The organism is Yeosuana sp., assembly GCF_057126245.1.
The window spans coordinates 1-13,926 of the sequence record NZ_DBNGMQ010000092.1 but is presented as its reverse complement, the minus strand read 5'-3'; the positions used below and the strand labels follow the sequence as shown (position 1 = coordinate 13,926).

The window sequence follows — 13,926 nt, the reverse complement described above, 5'->3', positions numbered from 1 at the left end:
ATTCAACTTAAAATAAATTAATGAAAAAATTATTAATACTTTTTTGCATTGTAGACTTGCTAAGTTGCAATTCTCAAAACAATTCAACGGTTTTAACCAATGAAGATTTTCATATATTAACATATACAAATACGATTACATCGTCTGAACTAAAAGAATCTCTTTATATGTATGCATCAGATGAATTTGAAGGTAGAAAAACAGGAGAGCCTGGTCAAAAAAAAGCTATAGAATTTATTAAAAATCATTATATAAGTAATGGAATCGCATCTCCTTTAGGCGATAATGACTATTTTCAAGAAATACCAGAAACGTTTTTTAGTAGTGGAATTAAAGCATCAGAAAATGTCTTAGCATTTATAAAGGGTAATCAATTACCAAATGAAATACTCGTTATTTCAGCCCATTTAGATCATATTGGTGTTTCTAGTGATGGATTAATAAATAATGGCGCTGATGATGACGGCTCGGGAACAGTTGCCATTTTAGAAATTGCCGAAGCTTTTAAAGCTGCTGTTGATGATGGGTACAGACCAAAAAGATCGGTCCTTTTTCTTCATGTAACTGGTGAAGAGTTAGGATTATATGGTTCAAAATATTATACGGATGTTGATCCTATTTTCCCTTTAGAAAATACTATTGCCAATTTAAATATTGATATGATAGGCAGGATTGATGCAAATCATATTGAAAATAACGACTACCTATATTTAATAGGTTCAGATAAGTTAAGCACAGAATTACATGATGTTTCTGAAGCCGTTAACAACAAATATTTTAATATGGAGTTTGATTACACCTATAATGATGATAATGATCCAAATAGGTTTTATTATAGGTCTGATCATTACAACTTTGCCAAAAACAATATCCCAGTTATTTTTTATTTTAATGGAACGCATACTGATTATCACAAACCAACAGATACTCCAGATAAAATAGAATATGAGCTATTAGAAAAAAGAACCCGATTAATATTTGCAACAGCTTGGGAACTAACCAATAGAGATAAAAGGGTTGCTCTTGATTGATAAAGCACTTTTATAAAATTACTTAAATAAAAAAGCCTGCATAAATGCAGGCTTTTACATTAAACTACATTTAATCCAACATTTAATTCTCTGAATTAAAACTGAATATGGTGACCGTCGATAATTTTTTCGATTAAACGAGACACATGATAAACTTTTAAATTGTAAAAAATATTTCAACTCCTATTGGGGTGATTACAACAATTCTTATTTAGAATTGTTGTATATTTAATATAACTTAATCTTTAAATCATGTCTGACTCAAACTATATAAAATTATACACCGGTAGCTTTATTATCGTACAACGTATGATTAATTCACTTAAAGAAATAGGAATTAATGCCGTCATTAAAGATGAAACAGAATCTGGCAGATTAGCCGGTTTTGGTGCTTCAATATCTGGTCAGCAGGAGCTTTTCGTAAATAAAGATGAAATTGACAAAGCTATTCCTTTAGTTGAAAGCATTATTGCTGATTTAAAGGACTAAACTCAATGAACTTTTAAGCTGTAACGTTATACATTTTATCTCTTAATTCCTTAACTTTCTTATCCTGCATATAATCATCAAAGGTCGTATATCTATCAATGATACCATTTGGAGTTAACTCCACTACTCTATTCGCCACTGTTTGAGCAAATTCATGATCGTGAGTCGTGAACAATATTGTACCCTTAAAATTCTTTAAGGAGTTATTAAACGCTGTTATACTCTCTAAATCTAAATGATTTGTTGGTTCGTCTAGCATTAAAACGTTAGCTCTAACCATCATCATTCTACTTAACATACAACGCACCTTCTCACCACCAGAAAGCACATTTGATTTTTTAAGAGCTTCTTCTCCACTAAAAATCATTTTTCCTAAAAAGCCTCTAATATAAACCTCTTCACGTTCTTCCTCAGTAGTTGCCCACTGGCGCAACCAATCAACTAAGGTTAAAGTATTATTAAAAAATTCGCTGTTATCAAGCGGTAAATAAGACTGTGTTGTTGTTACACCCCAAGCAAATTTACCAGCATCAGCTTTTTCTTTTCCATTTATTATTTGATAAAAGGCAGTTGTGGCTCTAGAATCTCTAGAGAAGACTACCACTTTATCTCCTTTCGCCAAATTTAAATCTATATTTTTAAATAAAACCTCTCCATCAATTGAGGCAGCCAACTTTTCTATATTCAAAATTTGATCTCCAGCCTCTCTATCACGTTCAAAAATAATGGCTGGATAACGACGGCTTGTTCTTCTAATATCAGCGATATTAAGTTTTTCAATCATTTTTTTTCTACTAGTAGCCTGTTTGCTTTTAGCAACATTGGCAGAAAAACGACGAATAAACTCTTCTAATTCTTTTTTCTTCTCTTCGGCCTTTTTATTTTGCTGTGCATGTTGGCGCGCCGCTAATTGAGACGATTCATACCAAAAGGTATAGTTTCCAGAATAATGATTTATTTTTCCAAAATCAATATCAGAAATATGCGTACAAACGGCATCTAAAAAGTGTCTGTCATGCGATACAACAATGACACAGTTTTCGTAATTAGCTAAGAAATTCTCTAACCAAGAAATAGTTTCATAATCTAAATCATTGGTTGGTTCATCCATAATTAACACATCTGGATTTCCAAAAAGAGCTTGAGCTAATAACACCCTTACTTTTTGTTTCCCATCTAAATCAGCCATTAATGTATAATGGTATTCTTCCTTAATACCTAGATTGGATAACATAGAGGCAGCATCACTATCAGCGTTCCAACCATTCATTTCTTCAAATTCTACTTGAAGTTCTCCAATTCGATCTGCATTTTCATCTGAATAATCTGCATATAACGCATCGATTTCGGCTTTAATTTTAAATAATGGTTTGTTACCCATTAAAACAGTTTCCAATACCGTATGCTCATCATATAGATTATGCTCTTGCTCCAATACAGACATACGTTTCCCTGTTTCAAGCGATACATGACCAGACGTTGGGTCTTGTTTTCCGGAAATAATTTTTAGAAACGTTGATTTCCCAGAACCGTTTGCTCCTATAATGCCGTAACAGTTACCACTATTAAAAGTAGTATTTACTTCATCAAAAAGAACACGTTTCCCAAATTGGACTGATAGATTAGAAACTGATAACATATTAGGTTGATTTTTAAATTTTTCTCAGATAATTTTTTTGATAATGAGCCTTGTAAAATTTACTTCTTAATAAAAAATATAGTTCTTGACATATACCCTTTTAAAGTTTCTGCAAAAGTAGAAAAATCAAACTTTTAGACGAAACTTACTTCATTTATTTTTAAAAGACTTTTTATACATCAATTAAACTATTGATTTCAGCATATAAACATCTGAAAATTAATATTCTACTAAGTCAAATAAAACATTTAACAGCGTATTAACAACACATTTTAATTACAACCTATAAATTTGTGACATATTGACTTGAAACACATAGTCATAAGAGGGAAAGAATATGAAAGTTTTTCTATTTAGTATACTAATAGTGTTATCCGTATTTGCTTGCAAAAATGATAAAAAAAATGCAAGTGAATTTGCATATCTAGGTGGTGAGATTATAAACCCAACTAATAATTCGGTGATATTATTACATTCTGAAGTTGTTTTAGATACTATTAAACTTGATAATCATAATAGATTTCTACATAAAATAGAAAACTTAATCCCTGGTTTTTATACGTTTAAGCATGGTAGTGAAATTCAAATGGTACTACTTGAACCACTAGACAGTATTATATTTAGGTTAAACACGCTAGATTTTGATGAGTCTTTAGTATATAGTGGTGAAGGCTCAAAAAAAAATAATTATTTAATCAATGAGTTTTTACAAAACGAAAATGTAGAGAAAAAAGTTTTTAAATTATGTCAATTAAACCCAATTGACTTTGAAAAGGAAATTAATCTTATCAGAGAAGATAAAACAAAGCAACTTAATAGGTTTATTAAAAAAAATGAAACCTCGAAATTATTCGATGAAATTGCAAAAGCCAATATAAATTATAACTACTACTCAAATAAAGAAATTTATCCAATTATAAATTTTGGATATAACAAACATAGTATTTTCAAAGAACTGCCAAAAGACTTTTACAGTTATAGAAAAGACGTCGATTATAATAATGAAGGATACGCAGACTATCTAAATTACAACTCATTTTTAAGATCAAACTTCAATAATTTAGCCCTAGAAGAACATATTAACCATTCAAAAGAAAGTCATTTTAAAAGTACATCGGTATGCTATAATTTTGATAGGTTAAACTTAATAGATAGTTTGGTAACTAATCATTCTATTAAAAATGATTTGCTCTACTATTTTACAATGTCCTTCTTATCAAAAAACAAAGCAGTTCAGAAAAATGATGCTATTACAAAATTGTTCTTAAGCAAGAGTACAAATACTAAAAATAATGAGATTATTGCTAGCCTCAATGAGTCAATAAATAATTTAAAACCAGGAAAATTATTTCCTAATATTGAATTACTAAGTGCAGAAAACTCTGGCCTATATTTTAATTCAATCATTTCAAAACCTACAGCGATTTATTTTTGGTCTCATAATTTTTATGAACACTTTAAGGAAAGTCATTACAAAGTACTTGAACTTAAAAATAAATATCCAGAAGTTGAATTTATAGCAGTTAATATTGATGATTTTAATTTAGAAGGATGGACCGACACTCTAAAAAGGAATAATTTTTCCTTAGCCAATGAGTATCAGTTTAAAAATCCTGAAGAATCTATGCAAACACTAGCTATTTACCCTATGACTAAGGTTATCATTATTAATAAAGACAATATTATTGTAAACAGTAACGCCAACTTGTTTTCGAGTAATTTTGAAGAACAATTATTAGGTCTGATTAATCAATAGATAATAATAAAAAAAGCCTCAAACAATTGTTTGAGGCTTTTTTTATTATTATATTATTTTAATTTCCCTTTTTATAATCTTCTAAAAATTTAGCTAAGCCAATATCTGTTAATGGATGTTTTAAGAGCCCTTCAATAGAACTTAAAGGTCCTGTCATAACATCAGCGCCAAGCTTAGCACAATCAATTACGTGCATAGTATGACGAACAGATGCAGCTAAAATTTGAGTCTCAAAAGCATAGTTATCATAGATATGTCTTATTTCTGAAATTAAGTTTAAACCATCCGTTGAAATGTCATCTAAACGCCCAATAAACGGCGAGACATAAGTGGCACCCGCCTTGGCTGCCAATAAGGCTTGACCAGGAGAAAACACCAATGTTACATTCGTTCTAACACCTTTTTCTGAAAAATATTTACAAGCTTTAATACCATCTTTAATCATAGGTAATTTAACAACAATTTGTTCATGCAATTCTGCTAATGCTTCACCTTCTCTTATCATGCCATCAAAATCTGTAGCTATCACTTCTGCACTCACATCTCCATCAACAATATTACATATGTCAACATAATGCTTCATAATATTATCATGACCTGTAATACCCTCTTTAGCCATTAATGACGGATTAGTAGTTACACCATCAAGTACACCAAGGTCTTGAGCTTCTTTAATTTGATTAAGATTTGCTGTATCTATAAAAAATTTCATTGAAAATAATTGTTTAGGTTGTGCTTAAAAAATAATTGCGAATTTACAATAATTAGGCACTTCTTCAGGCAATTTGTATTAAAAATATATTAACAAATGATTTACTAAAATTTAATTAACCACTATTGTATATACTTTACTTGTTGATTCTTCACATAAACCATCACAATCATTAAGTCTATTCTCACATGCTTCACTATAATTATATGACTGTTCTGCGCTTAACCATACTTTAAATTTATAACTTCCAGAATCTAAAGGTGTCCCCTCTAAAACAATTCTCCTTTCCTCAATAACATAAACAATTCCTCTCGGTAATTCACCATCAATGGAGAAATAATAGTCATAATTATCATCTAAAGGCTCATTCTTAATGTCTGCTGTAATTGTTTCAGTATAAAATTGATTAACCTGAGCTACTGCTAGTGTCTTACTGGTTAACTCTGGACGTCTATTTATAATACATTCAATGATATCTTGACAACTTATAAATGAAAAAACAATTAACAACAGGTGTAATATAGGCGATTTTTTCATAAGACATTCATTTAAAAAGAATTAGCATCTCAATATATGCAAATATTAATTATAACTTATAATGATTTAGCAATAACTTCTCATACATTTTATCAGGTAAAATTCGTTTTAAAACAATAGAAAATTTTTGCATAAATGCACCAACTTTATAATGCGTTTTCGGAGTTTTAGTATTTATAATTTCAAAAACTGCTTTTGCCATTATATTTGGGTTACTACCACAATCTACATGCGTATTCATTAAATCTAGTGTATTTCCGTAGGGTTTTTTGTATGGAGAATCTTCTAAAAGTGGTGCATGGTATCTTCCGGCGGCAATATTAGTCGCAAAATCACCTGGAGCTACGTTAGTCATCTGAATATTAAAATCTTTCAACTCCATTCTAAAAGCTTCAGTCACTAACTCTAAAGCGCCTTTGCTTGCACTATAAATACCTCTGTATGGCAATCCCATATAACCAGCAATAGAAGTCACGTTTATAATTAATCCTGATTGCTGTGTTCGCATTTGTGGTAAAACAGCCTTGATAACATTTATAGGGCCAAAAAAATTAGTTTCAAAATTGCCTATAATTTCTGAATTAGGAATTTCTTCAATGGGTCCCGTAATTCCAGCGCCTGCGTTGTTTATAACCACATCTAACTTACCTTCTTTATCAATGATGGTAACTACCGTTTTCTGAATGGTTTTAATATCTTTAACATCTAATGGCAAGATAGAAAATTTACTATCTGGATAGTTTTCTGGATTTCTACTGGTTCCATAAACAATGTACCCCTTTTCAGTTAAAAATTCCCCCATTGATTTTCCAATACCTGAAGAACCACCAGTAATTAAAACAACTTTAGACATGCCTACGTTTTAAATTTAGAATGTAAAGTTACTATTGTAATTGAATTTTAGGAAAGAAAAAGTCACAAAAAAAGGCAAGCTACCTACATCACACCGCTACGACCATTTACCTTTGCTTCGTTCCCGACCTGGAGGATTCAACAGGAGCTGGTTGTGTAGGACTTGCCAAGTGCAAAGATACAATCTTTTAAAATGTTCACAATGATTTTTTAAACTGATTTTAAATAAATATCTTGCTTAAAATTTACGATAACAATGAAAGTTTTCAATTACCTCACAATCATATTTTTAAGTTTAATAATTATTGCTTGTGGTTCTAATAACGGACAAAAAAAAAGCGATTTTAAATTAAGTACAAACTCAAAAAACAACACTTTTTCTAATAGTGAAACGTTAAACCTATCTATAGAAAATCCTAAAAATCATATAATTGATTCTATAACTTACATCATTGACAGTAAAAAAGTAAATGAATCTACTGCTTTAAGTGATTTTAAATTAGGAAAACAAACTGTTATTGCTAACATTTATTTTAACGATGAGCAACAAATAGTTAGTAAAAATATTATCATATTAAATAATGAACAGCCAAAGATATTCACTTATAAAATAATTAATGAATACCCGCATGATATTACGTCATATACCCAAGGGTTAGAATTTTATAATGATACTTTATATGAAAGTACAGGTCAATATAAAGAATCTAAACTTAGAAAAGTAAACTATCAAACGGGGGAGGTTTTAAACAACGTTAATCTGGCTGACGAATATTTTGCAGAAGGTCTTACTGTTTTAAACAACAAAGCTTATCAATTAACATGGAGAAAAGGTACTGGTTTTATTTATGATGTTAACACCTTTAAAAAAATTAATAGTTTTAAATATGGTGCTAGCAAAGAAGGTTGGGGGTTATGTAATGATACCAAGAAGATATACAAAAGCGATGGTACAGAAAAAATATGGTCTTTAAACCCTGAAACCCTTGTTGAAGAGGATTATATACAAGTATATACCAATAAAGGAAAAATAACAGAGATTAATGAAATGGAATATATTAATGGTGACATTTATGCGAATAGATACCAAAAAGATGGGGTTGCTATTATAAACCCTAAAAATGGAGCTGTGATTGCTGTGATTGATTTTTCCCCACTAAAGAAACTAGTAACTCAACATGAAGGTTTAGATGTCTTAAATGGTATCGCTTATAACCCAAAGACAAACTCTATTTTTGTGACTGGTAAACGTTGGGATAAATTGTTCGAGGTAGAAATTATTAAACCTTAGTTTATAAAAAACAATATTTAATACCCACTAAATTTAATGACTCAATAAAAAGCCCTTGATAAATCAAGAGCTTTTTAATTGATTTTACCCAAATGTTTCTTTTTAAAGGTCACCCTATTACTTTATGTTTCATTTAGTAAATACCAAAAATTTATGATTAAATAAATCCATATTTGTATCGTTAAAATTATAATTTTAAGAGCGATATTTATACAGTAATTTTACCCTATATATTTGTTATATTAACTAAAAAGAGAGCTCACTATCAAAAAGCACTTTTTCATTTTTAATAATGAGATTATTAATATCTATATTTCTCAGCTTAAAAAATTATCTAGATTGAATCATAAAAAACTTTCTTGAAACGGGAATAATTAAAAGTCCAACCACTACAAAAATTAAAAAGGCATATTTTAAGCCAAACGTGTGAGCTAAATATCCAATCATTGGTGGCCCAATGAACATTCCTAATATGCCATAGGTTGAAATGATAGAAATAGCGATGCCTGGAGCATATTTTTTTGAAGTGCCGGCAAGTGCAAAGGTCATGGGGAAAATAGCGGCCGTACCAAAACCAACCAAACAAAATCCTAAAAGTGCAGACCAAAAATATGGAAAAATAACAGCAATAGAAATCCCTGTTGTAATAACGAGTGAACTCCACACATAGATTTTTTTAGCACCAATTTTTTGTATTAACCGATCTGAAAAAAATCTTGATACTGCCATACAAGTCATAAAAGAGAGGTAACCATATGTAAAAACATTTTCTTTAATAACCTCTTTAAAGAATACGCCACTCCAATCAAACATACCGCCTTCACAAATAGCTGCCAAAAAAATAATGATACCCAAATACAAAATGAACGCATCTGGTTTTCCGAAAATTAATTTATTCCCTGTAGGTGATTTATCGTTCTTAATGGTATATCTGTACGCTGCTAAAACACCAATTAATGTAAACACAGAAACACTAAGTAAATGATGGGCGATACCTACGTTTAATTTTACCATTATGGTAGAAAATGCCACGCCTAACAAACCTCCCGTACTCCAGAGTCCGTGAAAAGAGCCAACAATGCGTTTTTCGAAATTTCGCTGTAATATAATAGATTGTGTGTTTACAGCAATATTTAAAATACGCATGAAAAATGAAAAAAAGCTAATAGCAATAATTAATGCAAATGTTGATTGCACGTAACCTATCCAGGTTAATGAAAAAATAAATAAAACAAACGCTACTATTAAAGGCTGCCTGCTATCGAATTTAGAAACTAACCACCCAGAAAATGGCAAACCTATTAAGGAGCTTATTGGCATTGCTAATAGAATAGTACCAAGCTCTGCATCATTTAAATTAAAAAATATTTTAAGCGTTGGAATTCTAGAAGCCCAAGATGCAAAACTAAGTCCTGATAAAAAAAAGTAGGCCCCTAAAGCAATGCGTTGTTTAACTTTTAATTCCACGTAATTATTAAAAAAATAAATGGTTGCAATATTACAAAATTTCAAAAATGTAATCTCTTTATTTTATTTAAAAAATAAAATAATGTAATATTTAAAAGACAAGTAAAAAAACTTGCCTTTTAAATAATAATAGTAGACTTATTTATATAAATCTTTATAATATTGTTCAGCCATTCTATGACTTGAAAATTCTGGAATAACATCATCTATTCCTTGAAAAACAATGTCTTGCCAGCCTTTAGGATTGTCGTAATAGGTAGGAATAACTTTGTTCTCAAGAATTTCATATAAGTTATTGGCATCTATTTTATCTTGTTCCCAAGCTGGTAAATTATGGTCTAACTCTGGTAACACGAAACAGTTTTCTCCATTTTTTTGAAACTCTGGAATCCATCCATCATTAATTGAAACATTTACAGAACCATTCATAGCCGCTGTCATACCGCTTGTTCCTGACGCTTCTCGTGTAATTCGTGGCGTATTCAACCACACATCAGACCCTTCTTTTAGCTTCTTAGATAAATCTATTTCATAACCAATTAAAACAGCAAGATTAGGAGCCGTTTTAGAATGATTTACTAAATGATTAAAAATATCAATAGCATAAAAATCTTTCGGATATGGTTTGCCTGCCCATATAATTTGCACCGGATACTTGCTGTTTGAAATGAGCCTTTTAAAACGTTCTAAATCGTGTAATAATAGATCGGCCCTTTTATAACCTGCGAAACGACGCGCCCAAACAAAGGTTAATACATTGGGATTAAACAATTTTTCGGTTTGATAAAGAACCTCATCAAATAATTGCTTTTTAAGTTCTCGCTTTCTCTTAGTGTATGCTTTAGTATTTCTTTTTTTCCAAGCTTTTTTTATATCATTATCCTGCCAGAAATTTTGATTTTGTGCATTCGTTATGGGGATAATTTTACAAATCTTGTCGTAATCTTTCCACATATTATTAGCAACAACAGCATGTAATTTAGATACGGCATTGGCTCTTTTAGCCATTCTTAATGCAGCAACCGTATAATTAATCATACCACCATTAACCGTTTCTTTTTCCAGCTCTTGATCTAAAAGCGTTTTGCCAAAAAACCCACAACGGTTTAAATGCCTGCCGTCTCGTTCTTCATTCCCTGCTTTTTCTGGTGTGTGTGTGGTAAAAACTAATTGTTGCTTTTTAATACCTTTATCTCTTAAATAATAAAAGGCTGGTAAACCATGTCCTTCATTTAAATGATAGATATCAGCACCTCCTAAAGCCTCTACTACTTTTGCACCTCCAATGCCAAGAATAATACTTTGAGAGACTCTGGTAACCTCGTTAGAATCGTACAAATGATTGGTAATCGTTCTTGATAAAAAGTCGTTACTGTCTATATCCGTACTTAATAAATAAATGGGGACAGAGCCAAATATTTCTGGCTTTAAAACATAAGCTCGTACTCTTACATTAGGATTATCATGTAATTTAACCGAAACTTCTATTCCTGTATCTTCTAAAAAGTTATATGTTTTTTCTATAAAGTCTGTACGAAGTGTTTGGTCTTCATTTCTAGCTTGATCATAATACCCATATTTCCAAAGCATTCCTATGCCTATCACATTCTGCTTAAGTTCGTGAGCCGAACGCATATGCGAACCGGCTAAAAACCCTAATCCTCCAGAATAAATTTTTAGAGCCTGATGGATACCAAACTCCATACTAAAATAGGCGACTTTCTTTTCAAAAGCTTTCACCGGTTTGTATGGATGGTGCCACTGTTTATATTCATTAACCATATTTGATATTTTTAAGACGTAAACTTATCAATAATTTGTCAATAGATTTCATGATGAAAATCATAATACATGATATTTTATAAAAAAACAACATTAAAAAACCCGTTAAGTATATTGATTTTGCAAACACTATTAAATGTGAATCAAATACACAACGGGATTTTTAGAAATTACTTAAATATATTGTTTAAGTTTTAAATGAAATATCTATAAAACGACCTTAGTTCCTATACTTTTCCCTTCAATAATATCTAAAATCGTATTATCGCCTTTTCCATTGGCTATAAATGTAGGAATGCTATTAGATGCAGCTTGTTTTGCATAATTTAATTTAGAGCCCATGCCGCCTCGGCCTTCGGCTTCTCCTTTATTATTTTTTTTAATATACTTATCTACATTTTCCTCCGAGCTTACTTCTTCTATTAGGTTACTACTTTCCAAATTTGGATTTCCATCATATAAACCATCTATGTCTGTTAAAATAATAAGTTTGTCGGCATTAACAAGTTGCGCAACCAAACTGGCTAACTCATCGTTATCGGAAAACATTGACATCGTTACCGAAACAGCATCATCCTCATTTAAAATAGGAATAACGCCTTCAGATAGTAAACCTTCATAACAATTAATCATGTTCTCTCTATGCACTCCAGGACTAAAATCTCTTTTCGTTGGTAGTACTTGGGCACACTTCATACCATAATCCATAAAAATATTATAATACAACCGCATCATTCTGGGTTGTCCTAAAGCAGAATATACCTGTCGTCTTTGTGTTTTATCTTTTATTTTTGATTTCCCTAAGACTTCTCGACCAGCTATAACAGACCCGGAAGACACAAGAATTGTTATAATATCCTGCTCATAAAGCTCTGCAATCTGTCTTACTAAGTTTCTTAAAACTGGCCTTACAATGCGTTTGTCCTTATTGGTCATAACGTTCGTACCAACCTTTATTACTATTTTTTGTTTATATTTATCCATACTATTTACCTAGTTCTACAGCTCTACTAAATGCTGCAAATGCGGCTTCTTTTATTAATTCATTTACATTATTATCTTCCATTGAGTCTAGAGCAGCTCGTGTAGTACCTCCTTTTGATGCAACCATATCCATCCAAGAATTTGGCGACAAATCTGATTGATTAAAAAGTTCTACTGCTCCCGTAAAAGTTTCGCTAACCAAAACCTTTGAAATATTTTTTGAAAACCCCATTTGAAGAGCTGCTTCCATCATACTCTGCATAAAATAAAAAACATACGCTGGACCACTACCCGAAATACCTGTTGAAGCATCAATAAAATTTTCGTTGCTTACTAAAATAGATTTTCCTGTAGTATCCAATAAGTTTTCCACCAATATCAGTTCTACTCTTGACACAGCTTCCGATGCTATATAAGATGTTAAACCTCGTCCTATCTGAGCAGGTAAATTTGGCATAGCTCTTACTACTTTATCAAGACCTGTTAAGTCTTTCATATAATCAATGGTGATACCTGCCATGATTGATATTAAAATTTGTTCTTTATTTAATAAAGGTGCTAAGGTTTTAAATAGTTCTTCTGAATGATATGGCTTCACTGCTACAAAAACAATATCTGCAAACGGAACACAGTCCTTTAAATCTTCATATACATCAAAATGAGAAATCTCATTTAATTCTTTAATTTTTTCTTGCGAAGTATCTAAAATCATAATATTCCTTTTTTTAAGAAGTTTTGATCTGGACATGCCTTGCGCATAGGTAAGCCCCATGTTACCTGCGCCAATTACTAATACTTTCATTAAATTGTTTTAAAATTTGGATAGAAATTATCTTAAATAGATAATATAATTATTGATTATTTATGACTAACGCGCGATACGACAATCGTCGCAATCTTTTACCATACCATAATAAGTTTCTCGGTATTTGTGAAGTGTTTTAATAGGCAACCCTAACAAGCATTTTTTTACATAAGTAACATTCGTTGTTAGCTCACCCATTTTTTTACTGTAACGCTTTTCTGTTTTGGTTTTTCTTTTAATTTGTATAAACTTCATAAGATCTTTTGTTAGGCCATAAGGTTAAAAAACCAAAGACAATCTGAAAGGATATTATGTTAAAATAGTGTTAAGAATTTAGAGATAACAACAAACTATAACGTTGTATTAACTTATAAATGATTGAATACCAATTTTTTAAAATATTAGGACAGATGTCATGCTAGCCATTTTTTGGGGAATTATACTATATTATCAAGAGTAAACCTTATTAATGTACAGGCCCCTGCGTACATGGACAATTACTAATACCTTGTAAGAAATCTAGACCTATAGTTACAACATGAGTTCCAGAATTATATCCAGATAAATCATTCATGGTTACT

Annotated in this window: 13 protein-coding genes, 1 other RNA gene and 1 pseudogene; 4 read left to right on the top strand and 11 right to left on the bottom strand. The window is 30.8% G+C overall.

Annotated features, from left to right (window positions below):
* Positions 1 to 20 precede the first annotated feature (20 nt).
* Both AC15TD_RS12925 and AC15TD_RS12920 read left to right on the top strand, forming a co-directional pair.
* On the top strand, positions 21 to 1,031 hold the full coding sequence (locus AC15TD_RS12925) for a M28 family metallopeptidase (RefSeq protein ID WP_484452570.1): 1,011 nt from the start codon (positions 21 to 23) through the stop codon (positions 1,029 to 1,031).
* Positions 1,032 to 1,283: 252 nt separating this feature from the next.
* Positions 1,284 to 1,520, top strand: coding sequence for a DUF2007 domain-containing protein (locus tag AC15TD_RS12920; protein WP_484452569.1), 237 nt, complete (start codon positions 1,284 to 1,286; stop codon positions 1,518 to 1,520).
* Positions 1,521 to 1,533: 13 nt separating this feature from the next.
* On the opposite strand, the gene AC15TD_RS12915 is transcribed toward AC15TD_RS12920, so the two are convergent.
* Positions 1,534 to 3,159: an ABC-F family ATP-binding cassette domain-containing protein gene (locus tag AC15TD_RS12915; protein ID WP_484452568.1), complete on the bottom strand. Its 1,626-nt coding sequence runs from the start codon at positions 3,157 to 3,159 to the stop codon at positions 1,534 to 1,536.
* A gap of 337 nt (positions 3,160 to 3,496) precedes the next feature.
* Between AC15TD_RS12915 and AC15TD_RS12910 the strand changes: the two genes are divergently transcribed.
* Complete coding sequence (locus AC15TD_RS12910) at positions 3,497 to 4,915, top strand: TlpA family protein disulfide reductase (RefSeq protein WP_484452567.1); 1,419 nt, start codon at positions 3,497 to 3,499, stop codon at positions 4,913 to 4,915.
* Between the two features lie 58 nt (positions 4,916 to 4,973).
* On the opposite strand, the gene fsa is transcribed toward AC15TD_RS12910, so the two are convergent.
* From fsa to ffs, 4 genes are all read right to left on the bottom strand, one after another.
* Entirely contained in the window at positions 4,974 to 5,627 is a 654-nt protein-coding gene (fsa, locus tag AC15TD_RS12905) for a fructose-6-phosphate aldolase (RefSeq protein ID WP_484452566.1), read from the bottom strand.
* A 111-nt stretch (positions 5,628 to 5,738) separates the two neighbouring features.
* Positions 5,739 to 6,164 carry a hypothetical protein gene (locus tag AC15TD_RS12900; protein ID WP_484452565.1) on the bottom strand — a complete coding sequence of 142 codons (426 nt, stop codon included), beginning with the start codon at positions 6,162 to 6,164 and terminating at the stop codon, positions 5,739 to 5,741.
* A gap of 49 nt (positions 6,165 to 6,213) precedes the next feature.
* The gene (locus AC15TD_RS12895; RefSeq protein ID WP_484452564.1) at positions 6,214 to 7,017 is read right to left on the bottom strand and encodes an SDR family oxidoreductase; all 804 of its coding nucleotides are present in this window, start codon (positions 7,015 to 7,017) and stop codon (positions 6,214 to 6,216) included.
* A 69-nt stretch (positions 7,018 to 7,086) separates the two neighbouring features.
* Positions 7,087 to 7,185: signal recognition particle sRNA small type (ffs, locus tag AC15TD_RS12890), an RNA gene on the bottom strand.
* Between the two features lie 87 nt (positions 7,186 to 7,272).
* On the opposite strand from ffs, the gene AC15TD_RS12885 reads away from it, so the two are divergent.
* Positions 7,273 to 8,307 (top strand): glutaminyl-peptide cyclotransferase, encoded by a 1,035-nt coding sequence (locus tag AC15TD_RS12885; RefSeq protein WP_484452563.1) that lies wholly within the window; start codon positions 7,273 to 7,275, stop codon positions 8,305 to 8,307.
* Between the two features lie 330 nt (positions 8,308 to 8,637).
* Here AC15TD_RS12885 and AC15TD_RS12880 read toward each other — a convergent pair whose 3' ends face one another.
* The 6 genes and pseudogenes from AC15TD_RS12880 to AC15TD_RS12855 form a co-directional block, all read right to left on the bottom strand.
* Entirely contained in the window at positions 8,638 to 9,774 is a 1,137-nt protein-coding gene (locus AC15TD_RS12880) for an MFS transporter (RefSeq protein WP_484452562.1), read from the bottom strand.
* Positions 9,775 to 9,912: 138 nt separating this feature from the next.
* Complete coding sequence (gene glgP, locus AC15TD_RS12875; protein ID WP_484452561.1) at positions 9,913 to 11,556, bottom strand: alpha-glucan family phosphorylase; 1,644 nt, start codon at positions 11,554 to 11,556, stop codon at positions 9,913 to 9,915.
* Between the two features lie 207 nt (positions 11,557 to 11,763).
* Complete coding sequence (gene proB / locus AC15TD_RS12870) at positions 11,764 to 12,540, bottom strand: glutamate 5-kinase (protein WP_484452560.1); 777 nt, start codon at positions 12,538 to 12,540, stop codon at positions 11,764 to 11,766.
* Between the two features lies 1 nt (position 12,541).
* Positions 12,542 to 13,342 carry a pyrroline-5-carboxylate reductase gene (gene proC / locus AC15TD_RS12865; protein WP_484452559.1) on the bottom strand — a complete coding sequence of 267 codons (801 nt, stop codon included), beginning with the start codon at positions 13,340 to 13,342 and terminating at the stop codon, positions 12,542 to 12,544.
* 66 nt (positions 13,343 to 13,408) lie between these two features.
* Positions 13,409 to 13,600 carry a hypothetical protein gene (locus AC15TD_RS12860; protein ID WP_484452558.1) on the bottom strand — a complete coding sequence of 64 codons (192 nt, stop codon included), beginning with the start codon at positions 13,598 to 13,600 and terminating at the stop codon, positions 13,409 to 13,411.
* Positions 13,601 to 13,811: 211 nt separating this feature from the next.
* Positions 13,812 to 13,926: pseudogene (locus AC15TD_RS12855) on the bottom strand (PorP/SprF family type IX secretion system membrane protein); the annotation flags it as partial.

Coding starts and splice junctions, on each gene's coding strand:
- fsa (WP_484452566.1), bottom strand. CDS start 5,627: ATGAAATTTTTTATAGATACAGCAAATCTTAATCAAATTAAAGAAGCT.
- proC (WP_484452559.1), bottom strand. CDS start 13,342: ATGAAAGTATTAGTAATTGGCGCAGGTAACATGGGGCTTACCTATGCG.
- AC15TD_RS12920 (WP_484452569.1), top strand. CDS start 1,284: ATGTCTGACTCAAACTATATAAAATTATACACCGGTAGCTTTATTATC.
- AC15TD_RS12910 (WP_484452567.1), top strand. CDS start 3,497: ATGAAAGTTTTTCTATTTAGTATACTAATAGTGTTATCCGTATTTGCT.
- AC15TD_RS12895 (WP_484452564.1), bottom strand. CDS start 7,017: ATGTCTAAAGTTGTTTTAATTACTGGTGGTTCTTCAGGTATTGGAAAA.
- proB (WP_484452560.1), bottom strand. CDS start 12,540: ATGGATAAATATAAACAAAAAATAGTAATAAAGGTTGGTACGAACGTT.
- AC15TD_RS12885 (WP_484452563.1), top strand. CDS start 7,273: ATGAAAGTTTTCAATTACCTCACAATCATATTTTTAAGTTTAATAATT.
- AC15TD_RS12900 (WP_484452565.1), bottom strand. CDS start 6,164: ATGAAAAAATCGCCTATATTACACCTGTTGTTAATTGTTTTTTCATTT.
- AC15TD_RS12915 (WP_484452568.1), bottom strand. CDS start 3,159: ATGTTATCAGTTTCTAATCTATCAGTCCAATTTGGGAAACGTGTTCTT.
- AC15TD_RS12925 (WP_484452570.1), top strand. CDS start 21: ATGAAAAAATTATTAATACTTTTTTGCATTGTAGACTTGCTAAGTTGC.
- AC15TD_RS12860 (WP_484452558.1), bottom strand. CDS start 13,600: ATGAAGTTTATACAAATTAAAAGAAAAACCAAAACAGAAAAGCGTTAC.
- glgP (WP_484452561.1), bottom strand. CDS start 11,556: ATGGTTAATGAATATAAACAGTGGCACCATCCATACAAACCGGTGAAA.